Below are 14,600 nucleotides of genomic sequence, written 5' to 3' on the forward strand. Positions count from 1 at the left end.
TCGAAATGAACAGATCAATAGGTGGTCGCGGTGTCGAGACTGCGCCACATATACCAAGTGGCCACGGTGCGCCACGGTTCCCAGTTGGCGGCCACTTCGCGCGCTTCGCTGCGAGTGACGGGTTCGCCACTGAAATAATTTTGCGAAATCGCGTTGATGAGGCCGATGTCATCCAGCGGCAGCACGTTGGGCCGCATCAGGTTGAACATAAGGAACATCTCCGCGGTCCATCGGCCGATGCCACGAATCTGTGTCAGTTCGGCAATGACATCCTCGTCTTCCATCTCGGCCCACTTGGCGACGTGCACGGTACCGTTGCGAAAGTGATCGGCCAGATCGAGGATGTACTCGGCCTTGCGCTTCGAGAGACCGCAGCCGGCCAGCTTCTCTTGACCGGCACGCAGGAATTGGGCGGGCACCAGCTTCGGGCACACCGCCACGACGCGTTCCCACACCGACTGCGCGGCCTTGACCGAGATCTGCTGACCAACAACCGACCTGGCAAGCGTGACGAACGGGTCGCCGCGCGAAGCCAAGTGCGCCGGGCCATACGTCGGGATGATCTTGCGCAGGATACGGTCGCGCTTCATCAGATCAGCGCAAGCTTCTTGCCAGTATTCGGGGGCCTGAAAGCACCACCTCTGCCGGCACAGGCAAGGTCTCGCCAGTCGCGAGCGTTTCGGGCAACGGCACCTTGCTCGCAGGCGCGCGTTTTGCCGGAGCCTTGGCGACTTTAGCGGCCTTGATCGGCGCGCTCGTGGCGACGACCGCCTTGCTTGCCGCGCCGTCCACCTTCTTGCCGACAGCTTTCTTGGCAGCCGGCGCCTTCACGGCCGGAGCCTTTTTGGTGGCGGTGCTGCGCGTTACGCTGGCTTTCTTGGCCACCGCGTTCATGCGCGTCTCCATTCGGTCAGGCCACCCGGTTTGTCTTCCAGGACAATGCCGGCGGCGAGCAGATCGGCACGGATGGCATCAGCACGGGCGAAATCGCGAGCGGCCTTGGCGGCGCGGCGCTCCTCGATACGCGCTTCCACTTCGGCGGCGGCCAGGCCATCGGCCGACACGCCGCCCTGCAGGAACGCGTGCGGATCGCGGCCCAGCAAACCCATCACGCCGGCCAGCGCGGCCAGCTGGCTGGCCAGTTCGGGCGAGCGCGTCTTGTTCACTTCGCTCGCCAGCTCAAACAGCACCGACACGGCGACCGGCGTGTTGAAATCGTCGTTCATCGCTTCCAGGAAGCGCTTGCCGTGCGACTCGTTCCAGTCGGGCTTGGCACCCGCCGCTGCCGGCACATCCTTGAGCGCCGTGTACAAACGCGTGAGCGCGTGGCGCGCATCATCGAGATGGGCGTCGCTGTAATTCAAGTCGCTACGATAGTGCGAGCGCAGGATGAAGAAACGCACGACCTCCGCGTCGTACACCTTCAGCACATCGCGGATGGTGAAGAAGTTGCCGAGCGATTTCGACATCTTCTCGTCGTTCACACGGACGAAGCCGTTGTGCATCCATGTATTGACGAACGTCTTGCCGGTCGCGCCTTCGGACTGGGCAATCTCGTTCTCGTGATGCGGGAACTGCAGGTCGGCGCCGCCACCGTGCAGGTCGAAATGCTCGCCCAGCAGCTCGCAGCTCATCGCCGAGCACTCGATATGCCAGCCCGGGCGGCCCTCGCCCCACGGCGACGCCCAGCGCGACTCGGCCGGTTCATCGGCCTTGGCGGATTTCCACAACACGAAGTCGAGCGGATCCTGCTTGGCATCGTTGGCAGCCACGCGCTCGCCCGCACGCAGGTCTTCGAGCGACTTGCCCGACAGCTTGCCGTAACCGGGAAACTTGCGCACCGCGTAGTTCACGTCGCCATCGGTGGCCTGATAGGCGAGACCGTTCGTCTGCAGCCTGCCGATCATGTTCAGCATCTGCGGCACGTATTCGGTGGCGCGGGGCTCGTGGTCGGGGCGCTGCACGCCGAGCGCATCGGCGTCTTCGTGCATGGCGGCGATGAAGCGGCCCGTCAGCGCACTCATCGTCTCGCCGTTCTCGACCGCACGCTTGATGATCTTGTCGTCGATGTCGGTGATGTTGCGCACGTAGGTCACCTCGTAACCTGACGCGCGCAGCCACCGCTGCACCATGTCGAACACCACCATGACCCGCGCATGCCCCACGTGACAGTAGTCGTACACCGTCATCCCGCACACGTACATGCGCACGCGGCCGGGCTCGATGGGGACGAACGTCTGTTTCTCACGCGCGAGCGTGTTGTAAATCTTGAGTGATTCCATGAAGCGGTGTCGGGAGACTCAGCGCGCCGCGCATGCGAGGTACAACGTTGCGGGCGGACTAAATTGGAGGCAATCGGCGCCGGCGAGGCGCCTGCAAAACTAGCGGCATATCTTACCGGAACTGCGCTGACGGGGCGGCCTGCCGGTGCGCCTGGCATGCTCCCCGTCAAGAACCTTTCCCGGTGCGCACGGCCGCTGCTGCGCACAAAGACGGTTTGTTAGAATGCGCCGGAGTATAACGGAACCGATTCTCATGAACAGACCGCTGCGTCAGACCGCTGCAACCCTGGCTTGCCTGCTCGCCATGTCGGCAGCACCGGCCTTCGCCCAGACCGCCGGCTTTGCCTTGCCGGCCGATTTGATGCCCAGCACGCAGCAAGCGCCGCAGGTCGCGCGCCAGAAGCGCATCGACGACGCGTTGGCCAAGAAGCAATACGCCGAGGCACTGGCCGAGTTGGACAAGGACGTCGCCTCCCAGCCGCGCAACGCGCAGGCACGCTTCCAGCGCGGCGTGGCGCTTGCCGGCCTCGGCCGCGCCGACGACGCGATCGTGGCCTTCAGCCAGATGACGCAGGACTTCCCGGAGCTGCCCGAGCCGTACATCAACCTGGCCGCGCTGTATGCCGAGCGCGGCGAACTCCTCCGTGCCCGCGACAGCCTGATCATGGCGAACCGCGTAGCGCCGGAAAATGCGCTGGCGCAATCCAATCTGGGCGATGTCTACGTCCGCCTGGCCGCGCAGTCGTACCAAAGCGCCATCAAGCTGAACCCGAAGAACGCCACCGCGCGTGCACGCCTGGATGCCCTGCCCGATCTGCCGGGTGTGCACCCCGCGTCCAAACCTGCCCCGACCACGCTGCCTGCAGCCAGCGGCGTGAGCGCCAAGCCGGCCAAGCGTCAATAAAAAGACGCAGCCGATCCTGCTTTTCCCACCCCAAGTTCTCTCTCGCTGACCATGCTCCGTATCCGCTTCCTCTTTGCCGGGCTCGTGTGTGCACTGGCCGTAACCGCCACCGCCGCCACGGCAGCCACCGCGTCCGCGCCGCGCGTCCAGTTCAAGACGTCGATGGGCAACTTCACCGTTGAGGTGTATCCGGACAAGGCGCCCAAGACGGTCGCCAACTTCCTGCAGTACGTGAAGGACGGCTTCTACAAGGGCACGATCTTCCACCGCGTGATGGACGGCTTCATGATCCAGGGCGGCGGCTTCACGGCAGACATGAAGCAGAAGGACACGCGCCCGCCGGTCGAAATCGAATCGAAGAACGGCCTGAAGAACGACAAGTACACGATCGCCATGGCGCGCACCATGGACCCGAACTCCGCCACGGCGCAGTTCTACGTGAACGTGGTCGACAACAACATGCTGAACTACCCTGGTCAGGACGGTTACGGCTATACCGTCTTCGGCAAGGTCGTCGAGGGCACCGACACCATCGACAAGATCAAGGCGGTGGAAACCACCACCAAGCTCCCGCACCAGAACGTGCCCGTGAAGCCGATCTTGATTGAATCGGCCACCGTCGTCTCCAAGTAACGCTTTTTGCCCCACCCAAGGAATTCACCATGACCCAAGTCAAGCTGCACACCAACCACGGCGACATCACCCTGGCCCTGGACGCTGAGAAGGCACCGAAGTCGGTTGCCAACTTCGTCTCCTATGTGAAGGATGGCCACTACAACGGCACGGTGTTCCACCGCGTCATCAAGGGCTTCATGATCCAGGGCGGCGGCTTCGAGCCGGGCGAGAAGATGAACCAGAAGCCCACGAAGGCTCCGATCGACAACGAAGCCAACAACGGCCTGAAGAACGAGCGCGGCGCCATTGCCATGGCACGCACCAACGATCCGCACTCGGCCACGGCCCAGTTCTTCATCAACACGGTCGACAACGACTTCCTGAACCACACGTCGCCGACGCCGCAAGGCTGGGGCTACGCCGTGTTCGGGAAGGTGACCGAAGGCATGGACGTGGTCGACAAGATCCGTTCGGTGCGCACGGGCAACCGCGGTTTCCACCAAGACGTGCCGATGGAAGACGTGATCATCGAAAGCGCCGAAGTGATCGAATGATCGAGGCAGCGCACGCCGCACAGGCCTCCGCGCTGAAGACACCGGTCCGGGTTTCCGGGCCGGTGTTTTTTATTTCGGATCTGCACCTGACGGCCAGCATGCCGGCCACCGCCGCCGCGTTCGAGCGTTTTCTGCGCACGCGCGCCCGCGAGGCAAGCACGCTCGTCATCCTGGGTGACTTCTTCGAATACTGGGTCGGCGATGAAGAACTCGCGGATCCGTTCCACCAGCACATCGCCAGCTTGCTCGCTGAACTGGCCGGGGCTGGCACGCGCGTGCTGTTTATGCACGGCAATCGGGACTTTCTGCTCGGCAAGCGTTTTCTGAAGGCTGCGCACGCCACGCTGCTGCCCGATCCCTCCGTGCTCGAAGCAGACGATGGCCAGCGTATCGCGCTCGCCCACGGCGACGCGCTCTGCACGCACGACAGGGCGTACATGCGCTTTCGCCACTGGACGCGCAAGCGCTGGGTGCAGTCGATATTCCTGGCGATGCCGCTGCGCTGGCGGCTGAAGATCGCGCAGAAGATGCGCGCGGAAAGCGAAGCCGGCCGCGCCATGTCCGCCAATGTCGCCGGTGAGCCCCGCGCCGCCGCAATGATGGGCGACGTCGCACCCGAAGCGGTGGATGCGCTGCTCAAGGCATCGAATTCCAGCACGCTGATCCACGGCCACACGCACCGCCCGCAACTGCATCACGAGCCGAGCGGTGACCGCTGGGTTCTTTCCGACTGGGATTTCGATCAAGCGCAGCCGCGCGGCAGTTTCCTCAAGCTGCAGGACGGCGCACTGACGGTCGAGCAAGTGGCGGCATGATCTGCCGCCACCTGCCCTTGCTTACTTGAGCATCCGCTTCAGCTCGCTCGCATCGAACGGATCGTTCGGCGAGTTTTCCAGGTGCGCGCCCAGGCGATCCAGCGCGGAAAGAATCGACTCGATGCGTTCCTGCTGAAGCTCGCTGTGGTCGATCAGCCGTTTAAGCGCCAGCGATACAGGATCGTCCGCATCCGGTGTGATGCCATACGCGGAAAACTCCTGCTTGAGCGCAGACCGCGCCTCGGTCGCCACATCACGCTCGATGATGCGCGCCGGAATGCCAACCGCCGTTGCCCCCGGTGGCACCGGCTTGAGCACGACCGCATTGGAGCCGACGCGCGCCCCGTCCCCGATGACAAAACCGCCCAGCACCTTGGCGCCTGCACTGACCACCACGCCCTTGCCGAGCGTCGGATGCCGCTTGGCGCCCTTGTAGAGCGACGTGCCGCCCAGCGTGACACCCTGGTAGATCGTGCAGTCGTCACCGATCTCAGCGGTCTCGCCAATCACGACGCCCATGCCGTGGTCGATGAACACGCGCCGGCCGACCGTCGCGCCGGGGTGGATCTCGATGCCGGTAAGGAAACGCCCGAGGTGCGAGAACCACCGCCCCAGCCACCGGAAGCCGCTGTGCCAACACGCATGCGCGATTCGATGGACGATGATGGCGTGCAGGCCTGGGTAGCAGGTCAGCACTTCCCAGCGGCTGCGCGCGGCCGGGTCTCGCTCCATGATGGCGCCGATATCTTCGCGAATGCGTGTGAACATCTTGAGGTGTGTGGATCGTTATATCTATATGCGCGATGCGCTGAGGGCAGTGTAAGGCATTGCCTTACCGCGCTGCGGCAAGGGTTTTAACCAGACATGCAGGGGATGCCGCCCGGTTTGATCAACAACGGGCGGCGTTCAGGGCGATCAGCGACAGTCGTCGGCAGCGCCGGTGGGTGGCGTGGTCGCTGCAGCGCGGCGGCCGAGCATGCGCTTGGCGATTCCGCGCAAGATGTTGACCTCTTCGGTCTCCAGCTGCGTGCGGGCGAACAGACGCCGCAGGCGCGGCATCAGCTTTTTCGGCTGGGCCGGGTCGAGAAAACCGATCTCGACCAAGCCCTGCTCCAGATGTTCGAACATGCCGTCGATCTGCTCGGCGGTAGCTGGCTCGCCGACAAAGCCGACGCCTTCCATGCGGGTGTCGCCCGTGCCGGTGCCGGCCAGCAGCGCCATGCGGACCTCGTACGCAATCAACTGCACCGCCTGCGACAGGTTCAGCGAGGCATACGCCGGGTTGGCTGGAATGTGCGTGACGACGTGGCAGCGCTCCACCACCTCGTTGGGCAAGCCGAATCGCTCGTTGCCGAAGACGAAGGCGACGGTGGCGCCCGGCGCAGCCAGCAATGCAGCCACCTCTTCTGCCGCAGCGCGCGGGCCGATTCGGCGGGGCCCGAATTCGCGCGGGCGCGCAGTCAATGCAATGGTCAGCGAGGCGCCGGCCAGCGCTTCCCCAATGTCGTCGACCACCCGGGCGGCGGCCAGCACGTCATCGGCGCCGCTTGCCATGGCAACGGCATCGGCGTGGCGTTGGGCCTCGGCCTCGCGCGGGCGGACGAGCACGAAGCTGCCGGGCTCGCCAAACCCCATCGTCTTGAGCGCACGTGCCGTGGAGCCGACATTGCCGGGGTGACTGGTCTCGACCAGCACGAAACGGCACCGCGCGGCGCGCTGGCGCAGCGTTTCCGGGTCGGCAGGGTTGGTGTTTGGAGCGCTCATTGGCGCAATTCGCGCGGCGCCGGAGGCGGGGTTCATATACAATACGGCCACTCTTTTGACGGCGGGCAGGATCGCGAGATTGGCCCGCCGCTCGTTCTTCTACAATTCGTTGTGTTGTTTCGCCTGCGGCCGCTTCCGAAAAATCGGCGCGCCAGGCGCGGAGATCCCACATGCATCCGATGCTCAATATCGCCGTCCGGGCAGCTCGCAAGGCCGGCACCGTCATCAACCGCGCGTCCTTCGACGTCGATAGCCTGCGCACCGAGCGCAAACAACACAACGATTTCGTCACCGAAGTCGACCGCGCAGCTGAAGCGGCGATCATCGAGGTCATCAAGACTGCCTACCCCGATCACGCGATTCTAGCGGAAGAGTCCGGCCAATCCTGGGCCGACGGCGAAACCGCCAGCGAAAACGTCTGGGTGATCGACCCGCTCGACGGCACGACCAACTTCATCCACGGCTTCCCGCAATATGGCGTATCGATCGCGCTGATGCAGCGTGGCGTCGTCACGCAGGCCGTGGTGTACGACCCGACGCGCGACGAGCTCTTCACCGCTTCCAAGGGCGCCGGCGCGTTCCTGAACAACCGCCGCATCCGCGTCACGCGCCGCGACAAGCTGGCCGACTGCCTGATCGGCACCGGCTTCCCTACCGCGATCTGGAAGGCCTGTACGACTACACCCGCCTGTTTGCGACCATGACGGAAAACTGCGCCGGCCTGCGTCGCCCCGGCGCCGCCGCGCTGGACCTCGCCTACGTCGCCTGCGGCCGCCTCGACGGCTTCTTCGAGCAAGGCCTGAGCAAGTGGGACATGGCCGCCGGCTCGTTGCTGGTGACGGAATCGGGCGGTCTGGTGGGCAACTACACCGGCGAATCGGGGTATCTGGACCAAGGCGAAATCCTGGCCGGCAACCCGAAGGCTTTCGTGCAGATGATCAAGATCACCTCGCCGTTTTCGCGGTCGAGGGCTGAGGCTTGATTGCTTCAAGCACGCGTTGAAAAGCCCTCGCCCAGTGCGAGGGCTTTTTGTTTCGGCTATCCAGCAGTACGCGGCTGCCCGAAAACGTGGTTCGCTCAATAAAACAGCACATCCCGGCTTCGGCACCGGTTGGCTGGGATAACGCAAGGGGCGCCGCACTGAGGTCGATAGAAGGCAGATTGCAAGGTGCATCGGGAATGCGCCGCGTCCCGCAACAATCCCCCGCAAACCGCACGGGTTTTGCGGGCCGCGCTCCTCATTCACAATGAGCTCCCCATCAACGCCACCGCCTGCCATGAAAACCGCTCTCGCCCTGCGCCACGTTCCATTCGAGCACCTCGGCATCCTGCAGCCGCTGCTGGAAGCGCGCGGCTACACGGTGCGCACCGTTGACGTAGGCGTCCAGCCGGTGCCGACGGACGACATGGTGAATGCCGATCTGCTCATCGTGCTGGGCGGGCCGATCGGTGCGTACGACGATGCAACGTATCCGTTCGTACGCGATGAAGCAGCCGCCATTACGCAACGGCTGGCGGCCCGCAAGCCGCTGCTGGGCATCTGCCTGGGTGCGCAGCTGATGGCCCGGGCGCTCGGCGCGGCGGTCAAGCCGATGGGCGTGAAGGAGATCGGCTTTGCCCCCATCACGCTCACGGCTGCAGGCACAGACTCACCGCTCGCGCCGCTGGCCGACGGCACGCCGGTGCTGCATTGGCATGGCGATCGATACGACTTGCCGCCTGGCGCGCAACGGCTGGCGTTCACGGCAGCCTGTTCAGAACAGGCCTTCGCCATCGGCAACCACGCACTCGCGCTGCAATTCCATCTGGAGGCAAATCTGGAGGAGCTGGAAGCGTGGCTGATCGGGCATGCGGCGGAACTCGGCGCGGCGGGCATCGACCCACGTGCGTTGCGGGCGCAGGTACCGGCCGTCGCGGAACGCCTGTCGCAACGCGCGCGCGAGGTCTTTACCGCTTGGCTGGATCGCGCGGAGGCCGCATGACGCTGCCCGGCCCCATCCGCATCGACACCGTGCTCACCGGGCGCGCGGTCGACTACACGCGCCCGGGCTCCCGCAGCGCCATCGACAAGCGCGCCGTGCGCGACGCGGTGGAAGTCGGCATCAACGGCATCGTTGGCGATGAGCAAGGCGATCTGCGAGTGCACGGCGGCCCTGACAAGGCGATTCATCACTACCCCTTCGACCACTACGCGGCTTGGCAAGCGGATATCGGCGCACAGCCGGTGCTCGCCCAGCCCGGCGCGTTTGGCGAGAACTTGAGCACGACGGGCATCAGCGAAGCGGACATCTGCGTGGGCGACCGCCTGCGCGCGGGGAGCGTGGTGCTGGAAGTGTCGCAACTGCGCCAGCCGTGCTGGAAGCTCAATGACCGCTTCAACACGCGCGACATGGCGCGCCGCGTGCAACACACGGGCCGCACGGGCTGGTATTACCGGGTTCTGGAAGGCGGCACGCTGCGCGCGGGCGATACGCTCGAATGGCTTGAGCGCCCATGGCCGCAATGGCCACTGTCGCGTGTGCTGGACGTGCTTTACCGCAACATGCTCGACCGTGCAGCGCTGGCCGACATGCTGACGCTGCCGCTCACGCCGTCATGGCGCAAGCTGGTCGAGGGCCGCCTCGCGCGCGGCGAGGTGGAAAGCTGGGCCAAACGCATCGATGGCCCAGCGCTCGAAGCCTGAGTTCCCGACCGATCAGAAGGTTTCCCAATCGGCGTCGGAACCGCCGCCGGCCACAGCCAGCGGTTGCTTGCGAGCCGGAGCAGCGGCAGAAACGGCAGCGGCGGGTGCTGCCGGCACAGAAGCCACCGGCTCAGCTGCCATCTTTGGCTCACGCTTGCGCAGCGCGGTTCGCGCGGGCTTGACCGTGCTGACCGGCTTTGCAGCGGCCTTGGCTTCAGGCTTTGCAACCTTCTGGGGTTTCGTCGCGGCCATTGCGGCAATCTCTGCCCCATCCAGCCGGAACTGCGACACCACCTGCGTGAGGTTCTGCGCCTGTTCTTCAAGCGACTGCGCGGCGGCAGCGGCCTGTTCGACCAGCGCTGCGTTCTGCTGCGTCACCTGCTCCATTTCTGTCACGGCCTGACCGATCTGCAGGATGCCTTGCGTCTGCTCGGCCGAGGCGGAAGCAATGTCCTCAACGATATTGGCGACGCGACGCACGGCCTCCACCGTCTCGTTGATGGTCTCGCCGGCCTGCGCAACCTGCGTGTGGCCCGCTTGCACGCGCGACACCGAATCGTCGATCAGCGTCTTGATTTCCTTGGCGGCGGCAGCGCTGCGCTGCGCGAGCGCGCGCACTTCACCAGCCACCACGGCAAAGCCGCGGCCCTGCTCACCGGCGCGGGCGGCTTCCACGGCAGCGTTGAGCGCCAAGATGTTGGTCTGGAAGGCAATGCCGTCAATCACGCCAATGATGTCGGCCATCTTGCGGGAGCCCGCGCTGATGTCGTCCATGGTGGCCACCACGCCGCGCACCACGTCGCCGCCGCGCGAAGCGAGGTCCGCCGCATTCGACGCCAGCGCGCTGGCCTGACGGGCATTCTCCGAATTGTTGGTCACGGTGGAGGTCATCTGCTCCATGCTCGCGGCGGTCTTTTCCAGCGAGGCAGACTGCTGCTCCGTACGCGTCGACAGATCGAGGTTGCCGCTGGCGATCTCGTGCGCGCCGGTGTTGACCGAATCGGAGCTGTGGCGTACCTGGCGCACGGTGTTGACCAGGCTTTCGCGCATGCGGGCCACGGCAGCCAGCAAGCGGCCGAGCTCATTGCGGCCGCCCGTTTTGACATGCACCGCCAGATCGCCCTCAGCCACGCGGCTCAGCACGGTCACGGCTTCGTTGAGCGGCGTGATCACGAAGGCCTTGAGCCCGTAGAACACCGCCACGATCAGCGCCAGCGCCATCGCAATACCAAGCGCCACGAACTTCAGAATCGTTTCATAACGCGCGCGGCCGTTGTCGGCCTCGTCCTTGGCAAGCTTCTTCACGAGCTGCTGGAAATTCTCGATCTGCACCGACCACGCCGCACCGGTATCGGTCACATCTTTGTAATTGATCGGGGCATAGGCTGCGGCATCACCGGCGCGCAAAGCCGCCAGGGCGCGCTGCACGGCTTCGATGTGCGTCTGTGCAGCCTGGACGATCGCCTGGCGCAGCGACTCGTCTACACCTTCGATGCGTGGCGCATTCTTGAAGGCCTCCACCTGTTCGATTGCCTTCTTCAGGCCTTTGTCCGAGCTGGCGAGCGCCGCCGTCTTGGCAGCGTCATCCATGTTCTCCCGCAGGACGCTGTACAGGCGCGACATGCCGGTGCGCGCCCGCTGCATGTCCTTGTACGCGTCGTTCAACAGCATGCTGCGGTCGGAAATCTCATGCACGCGCTCGGTAGCCGTGTTGGTGGTGCGAAGGGCCAGCACACCCACCGCCGCCCCGACGACGATCATCGATGCAAAGGTGATCAGAATCGCAAGCAGGCCAGCGCGCACGCTGGTGTTCTTCAAAATGCGGTCCATCTTTTCTCCGGGATCCGGGCAGGCACGCGATTGCGTGCGCGAGGTCAACGAGGGAAGGTCAATTGCAGGTCAGAAGGTTTCCCAGTCACCGTCGTCTCCGGCGGCCACCAGGGGCTTCGCTTTGGCGAGGCTCGCAGGGATGGCAGCAGGTGCAGACGGGCTCTTCTCGACTTTTTCGATTCGGTCAGCCGGCGTTGCAGCAGCCTTGCGCAGTACCGGCGGCTTGCGCGACGTCAACCGAGGCTTGGTGGCCTCGGTGCTCGGCTTGGCGGCCGCGCGGCGCGGCGCTTCAACCTTGGCGGCTGCCGGAGCGGACGGAGCAGCCGGCGTTGCAACCGCGACAGGCTTGGCCGGCGCAACCACCGCTTCAACCTTGGCCACCATGGCGGGAGCACGCAGCGCATGCGCATCGAGGCGGAATTGCGCCACCACCTGCGTGAGACTCACCGCCTGCTCTTCGAGCGATTGCGCGGCCGCGGCGGCCTGCTCCACCAGCGCGGCGTTCTGCTGCGTAGCGTCGTCAAGCTGCGTGACGGCGTGGCTCACTTCTTCAATGCCCGAGCGCTGTTCCTGGCTGGCCGAGGAAATCTCGCCGACGATGTCGGTCACGCGCTTCACGCTCGCAACGATTTCGCGCATCGTCGTGCCGGCCTCTTCCACCAGCGCGCTGCCCGCATCCACGTTGACGACGGAATCGTCGATAAGCGCCTTGATTTCCTTGGCGGCCGCGGCACTGCGCTGCGCGAGGCTGCGCACTTCACCGGCCACCACGGCAAAGCCGCGGCCCTGCTCACCGGCGCGGGCAGCTTCCACGGCGGCATTCAGCGCGAGGATGTTGGTCTGGAAGGCAATGCCGTCAATCACGCCGATGATGTCGACGATCTTGCGTGACGACGCGTTGATCGAGCCCATCGTCTCCACCACGCGCGTCACCACATCCCCGCCGCGTACGGCCACATCCGAGGCGGACGCCGCCAGTTGGTTGGCCTGCTGGGCGTTGTCGGCATTCTGCTGCACCGTCGACATCAGCTGCTCCATGGCCGAAGCCGTTTCTTCGAGCGAGCTGGCCTGCTGCTCGGTGCGCGACGACAGATCGAGGTTCCCGCTGGCGATCTCGCGCGTGGCGGTGCCAATGGTCTCCGAAGCGCCCTTGATGCGGCCGATGGTCTGCACCAGCGCGCCGCGCATGCGGCTCATGGCGTAGAGCAGGCTGTGGTTGTCATCGGCACGCGTGGCGATCTCGACCGTCAGGTCGCCGCCGGCGATGCGATTGGCCACATCGGCTGCGTAGGCAGGGTCCCCGCCGAGCGTGCGCTGCAGGCCGCGGTTCGCGATGCCGCCCAGCAACACCAGCAAACCGCCCACCAGCACCAGCAGGCCGCCCGTCTGGTACAGCGAAGTCATGAATGCGGCATTGATGTCGTCCATGTAGACGCCGGTCGAGAAGACCCAGTCCCACGGCTCATAGCGCATTGCAAAAGCCGTCTTGGGCACCGGTTCCGTGCCGCCGACCTTCGGCCAGACGTAGCTGGTGAATCCGCCCTTGGGATCTTTGGCCGCGTTGGTCAGGCCCATGTAGACCGCATTGCCTTGCGCATCCTTGAAGCCGGATTGGTCCTTGCCGATGAATTCCGGCTTGATCGGGTGCATCACCACCACGTTGTTGGAGCTCGTGATGGTGAAGTAACCATCCTTGTCGTAGCGCAGCGCCTTGAAGCGGTCGAGCGCCTCCTTCTGCGCGGCGTCTTTGGTCAACGTACCGTTCTTCGTCAGGTCGTCGTACTGCTTGGCCAGGTTCATGGCCATGGTCGTCACGCTGACGAGGTTGTTCTTGCGCTCCTCCACGCGGATCTCGCGCGCCTGATACGCGTTGAATACCGAGATCAAGGTCAGCGCGACAAGGCTGATGACCAACGGCAGCCAAAGCTTTTGGCGAAAGCTGAGCTTGCTCATTCCAGAGTCTCCGGATGCGGAGCCGCGAGGCGCCATTTGCGCAAACGCGGTTCCACTATGGTTTTAGGGGTCCGGATGGTCTATCGGCAGGCAGAGCGCCAACCTTGAGGGCGCCTGCCCGCGCGAGGAGCCGCTGCGCGGCATTTCGACGCTCCCACGGCGACGCCCGCGCCAGCCGATCTTTGCAAATCGCGCCACATTGGGCAGAATTCTTTTGATCTTAAATTGATAATCAGCGATGAAAACCACGCTCGAAGAACTGCTCGCCTTCCGCACGGTGGTCGACACGGGCTCCGTCACGGCGGCGGCTGAGCAGCTCGGCCAGACGGTATCTGGCGTGAGCCGCGCACTGCGCCGCCTGGAAGAGAAGCTGGACACCACCCTGCTCTCGCGCACCACGCGGCGGCTGTCGCTCACCGACGAGGGCGCGACGTTCCTGGCGCAGGCGCGCAGCATCCTCGCCGCCGTCGACGAGGCCGAAGAGCAGATGGCCCTGCGCCGCCAGCAGCCCGCCGGCCGCCTGCGCATCAACGCTGCCATGCCGTTCATGCTGCATGTGGTGGCGCCGCTGGTGCCGGATTTCCGCGCGCAGTATCCACAGATCGAGCTGGAGCTGAACACCGACGACCTGATCATCGATCTGCTGGAAGAAGACACCGACGTGGCGATCCGCATCGGCCCGCTGCGTGACTCCACCCTGCGGGCGCGGCTGCTCGGCACGCGGCGGCTGCGCGTGCTGGCAAGCCCCGCCTATCTGAAAGCGCAGGGCCGGCCACGCAACGTCGACGACTTGCAGAAGCACGTCCTGCTCGGTTTCGGGCAGCCGGAATCGCTGAACCAATGGCCCCTGCGCGGCCCGCACGGCGACCGGTTGCGCATCGAACCCACGCTCAAGGCCTCCAGCGGTGAAACGCTGCGGCAGCTGGCTCTGCAGGGCGTCGGCATCGTCTGCCTGGCTGACTTCATGAGCGCTGAAGACCGACGCACGGGCGATCTCGTGCAGGTGCTGCCGGATGCCACGGTCGAGGTGCTGCAGCCGATTCACGCGGTGTACTACCGCAACACGCAGCTGGCTTCGCGGATCGCGTGCTTTCTCGACTTTCTCGAAGCCCGGCTCACCGACGATGGACGGTGAAGCCGCATCGCGGGTGTGCAACAATTGCGCGATTCAACACCTTCCGCGCGCGGCCTGATCGGATC

12 protein-coding genes and 2 pseudogenes are annotated in these 14,600 nt (G+C 65.0%); 8 read left to right on the plus strand and 6 right to left on the minus strand.

From position 1 onward, the window contains the following. Positions 1-14 precede the first annotated feature (14 nt). Both OWR21_RS03990 and cysS read right to left on the minus strand, forming a co-directional pair. Positions 15-906 (minus strand): annotated as a pseudogene (locus OWR21_RS03990) (DNA-3-methyladenine glycosylase family protein). Further along, entirely contained in the window at positions 891-2,282 is a 1,392-nt protein-coding gene (gene cysS, locus OWR21_RS03995; protein ID WP_147213687.1) for a cysteine--tRNA ligase, read from the minus strand. The pseudogene OWR21_RS03990 and the gene cysS overlap by 16 nt, the downstream one beginning before the upstream one ends. Positions 2,283-2,535: 253 nt before the next feature. Here cysS and OWR21_RS04000 point away from each other — a divergent pair, with 253 nt between their 5' ends. Genes OWR21_RS04000 through OWR21_RS04015 form a run of 4 tightly spaced genes read left to right on the plus strand, consistent with a single transcriptional unit; the run spans position 2,536 to position 5,170 of the window. After that, the gene (locus OWR21_RS04000) at positions 2,536-3,186 is read left to right on the plus strand and encodes a tetratricopeptide repeat protein (protein ID WP_147213686.1); all 651 of its coding nucleotides are present in this window, start codon (positions 2,536-2,538) and stop codon (positions 3,184-3,186) included. Between the two features lie 51 nt (positions 3,187-3,237). Continuing rightward, a complete protein-coding gene (locus OWR21_RS04005) occupies positions 3,238-3,819 on the plus strand; it encodes a peptidylprolyl isomerase (protein WP_147213685.1) in 582 nt (193 codons plus the stop codon). A 29-nt stretch (positions 3,820-3,848) separates the two neighbouring features. Then, a complete protein-coding gene (locus OWR21_RS04010) occupies positions 3,849-4,355 on the plus strand; it encodes a peptidylprolyl isomerase (RefSeq protein ID WP_027677677.1) in 507 nt (168 codons plus the stop codon). Beyond that, entirely contained in the window at positions 4,352-5,170 is an 819-nt protein-coding gene (locus tag OWR21_RS04015) for a UDP-2,3-diacylglucosamine diphosphatase (protein WP_147213684.1), read from the plus strand. The genes OWR21_RS04010 and OWR21_RS04015 overlap by 4 nt, the downstream gene beginning before the upstream one ends. A gap of 21 nt (positions 5,171-5,191) precedes the next feature. Here OWR21_RS04015 and cysE read toward each other — a convergent pair whose 3' ends face one another. Both cysE and OWR21_RS04025 read right to left on the minus strand, forming a co-directional pair. After that, a complete protein-coding gene (cysE, locus tag OWR21_RS04020) occupies positions 5,192-5,938 on the minus strand; it encodes a serine O-acetyltransferase (protein ID WP_147213683.1) in 747 nt (248 codons plus the stop codon). A 147-nt stretch (positions 5,939-6,085) separates the two neighbouring features. Beyond that, positions 6,086-6,970 (minus strand): RNA methyltransferase, encoded by an 885-nt coding sequence (locus OWR21_RS04025; protein ID WP_147213682.1) that lies wholly within the window; start codon positions 6,968-6,970, stop codon positions 6,086-6,088. Between the two features lie 134 nt (positions 6,971-7,104). Here OWR21_RS04025 and OWR21_RS04030 point away from each other — a divergent pair. The 3 genes and pseudogenes from OWR21_RS04030 to OWR21_RS04040 all read left to right on the plus strand — a co-directional run bounded on the left by OWR21_RS04030 (position 7,105) and on the right by OWR21_RS04040 (position 9,617). Then, positions 7,105-7,916 (plus strand): annotated as a pseudogene (locus tag OWR21_RS04030) (inositol monophosphatase family protein). Positions 7,917-8,211: 295 nt separating this feature from the next. Continuing rightward, on the plus strand, positions 8,212-8,916 hold the full coding sequence (locus tag OWR21_RS04035) for a glutamine amidotransferase (RefSeq protein ID WP_332394643.1): 705 nt from the start codon (positions 8,212-8,214) through the stop codon (positions 8,914-8,916). Beyond that, positions 8,913-9,617: an MOSC domain-containing protein gene (locus tag OWR21_RS04040; RefSeq protein WP_147213679.1), complete on the plus strand. Its 705-nt coding sequence runs from the start codon at positions 8,913-8,915 to the stop codon at positions 9,615-9,617. Before OWR21_RS04035 ends, OWR21_RS04040 begins: the two co-directional genes overlap by 4 nt. 12 nt (positions 9,618-9,629) lie before the next feature. On the opposite strand, the gene OWR21_RS04045 is transcribed toward OWR21_RS04040, so the two are convergent. Both OWR21_RS04045 and OWR21_RS04050 read right to left on the minus strand, forming a co-directional pair. After that, complete coding sequence (locus tag OWR21_RS04045; protein ID WP_332394644.1) at positions 9,630-11,447, minus strand: methyl-accepting chemotaxis protein; 1,818 nt, start codon at positions 11,445-11,447, stop codon at positions 9,630-9,632. Positions 11,448-11,516: 69 nt separating this feature from the next. Then, positions 11,517-13,400, minus strand: coding sequence for a methyl-accepting chemotaxis protein (locus tag OWR21_RS04050; protein ID WP_147213677.1), 1,884 nt, complete (start codon positions 13,398-13,400; stop codon positions 11,517-11,519). A 238-nt stretch (positions 13,401-13,638) separates the two neighbouring features. Between OWR21_RS04050 and OWR21_RS04055 the strand changes: the two genes are divergently transcribed. Then, positions 13,639-14,535, plus strand: coding sequence for a LysR family transcriptional regulator (locus OWR21_RS04055; protein WP_332394645.1), 897 nt, complete (start codon positions 13,639-13,641; stop codon positions 14,533-14,535). Positions 14,536-14,600 lie beyond the last annotated feature (65 nt).

This window comes from Ralstonia sp. 1B3, assembly GCF_036631435.1.